Origin of the sequence: Actinosynnema sp. NPDC023658, from assembly GCF_040639995.1 — a bacterium.
In the GTDB taxonomy this organism is placed as follows: Bacteria; Actinomycetota; Actinomycetes; order Mycobacteriales; family Pseudonocardiaceae; genus Actinosynnema.
Genome location: NZ_JBFAAX010001289.1, coordinates 1 through 1,391, shown reverse-complemented (window position 1 = coordinate 1,391; position 1,391 = coordinate 1). Strand labels below are relative to the sequence as shown.

The window sequence follows — 1,391 nt, the reverse complement described above, 5'->3', positions numbered from 1 at the left end:
GGGCGACCGGCACCCGGCCGCGGCGTCGGGACCGCGGGTCGTCGACTCGCTCAGCCACCTGTACGAGGACTCCGAGCGCGCGATGGGGTGGGACGTCGGTGGCACGGGCCTGAGAGTGGTGCTCGGCGCGGAGGTCCCGGACCTCGTGCGCACGCACCTCGCGAAGGACGTCGAGCGGCTGCTGTCGCGGCACGGGCTCGGGACGGGCGACGTGGCGCGCTGGATCTGCCACCCCGGCGGACCGAAGGTGATCGAAGCGATCCAGTCGGTGCTGGACCTGGACGAGGAAGACCTGGCGATGACGTGGAGCTCGCTGCACCGGATCGGCAACCTGTCGTCGTCCTCGGTGCTGCACGTGTTCGCGGACACCCTCGCCGGCCGGCCCGCGTCCACCGGTGACTGGGGCGTGGTGATGGCCATGGGGCCGGGTTTCTGCGCCGAACTGGTGCTGCTGCGGTGGTGAGCCAGGTGTGGTACTCGGTCCTGGTCGGACTGGTCGCGGTGGAGCGGTTGGCCGAGCTGGTCGTCGCGAAGCGCAACCTGGCGTGGAGCCTGGCGCGGGGAGGGAGGGAGACCGGGTTCGGGCACTACCCCTTCATGGTGGTGCTGCACACCGGGCTGCTGGCCGGGTGCCTGGTCGAGGTGTGGACCGCCGACCGGCCCTTCACGCCCGGGCTCGGCTGGCCGATGCTGGCCCTGGTGATCGCGTCCCAGGCGCTGCGGTGGTGGTGCATCCGCGTCCTCGGCCGGCAGTGGAACACCCGCATCGTCGTCGTCCCCGGGCTTCCGCGCGTCACCGACGGCCCTTACCGCTTGTTCCCCCACCCCAACTACGTCGCGGTCGTCGTGGAGGGTTTCGCCCTGCCGCTCGTGCACGGCGCGTGGGTGACGGCGGCCGTGTTCACCGTGCTCAACGCGGGGCTGCTGGCGGTGCGGATCCGCGCGGAGGACCGGGCGCTGAGGTCGGCGGATGCCTGAGCACTTGCACGACGTGGTCGTCGTCGGAGGCGGTCCGGCCGGTCTCGCCGTCGCCCTGGGGTGCGCGCGGGCGGGCATGGACGTGGTGGTGTGCGAGAAGCGGACCGGCGTGATCGACAAGGCCTGCGGTGAAGGGCTGATGCCGGGTGCCGTGCGCGCCCTGGCCGCCCTCGGGATCGACCCACCGGGGTACCCCATCCAGGGCATCACCTACCGGCAGGGCCCGCTGTCCGCGCACGCCGCGTTCCGCGCCGGTCCGGGCAGGGGAGTGCGGCGCACCGTGCTCCACGACGCCCTGCGCGCCGAGGTGCTCCGTCACGGCGTGCCGGTCCTGCCGATCGCGGTCACCGACGTCTCGCAGCACGGCGACCACGTGCGGGCGGGCGGCCTGCGGACGCGGTACCTGGTCGCGG

3 protein-coding genes are annotated in these 1,391 nt (G+C 73.3%); all 3 read left to right on the top strand.

Annotation, left to right across the window (positions count from 1 at the left end; genetic code table 11):
- Positions 1 to 463 (top strand): 3-oxoacyl-[acyl-carrier-protein] synthase III C-terminal domain-containing protein (locus AB0G02_RS40365; protein ID WP_360805871.1); only part of this gene is annotated, 463 nt, incomplete at its 5' end.
- Positions 460 to 978, top strand: a complete 519-nt coding sequence (locus AB0G02_RS40360; RefSeq protein ID WP_360805868.1) for an isoprenylcysteine carboxyl methyltransferase family protein — start codon at positions 460 to 462, stop codon at positions 976 to 978. The genes AB0G02_RS40365 and AB0G02_RS40360, both read left to right, overlap by 4 nt.
- Positions 971 to 1,391 (top strand): FAD-dependent monooxygenase (locus AB0G02_RS40355; RefSeq protein WP_360805865.1); only part of this gene is annotated, 421 nt, incomplete at its 3' end. The genes AB0G02_RS40360 and AB0G02_RS40355, both read left to right, overlap by 8 nt.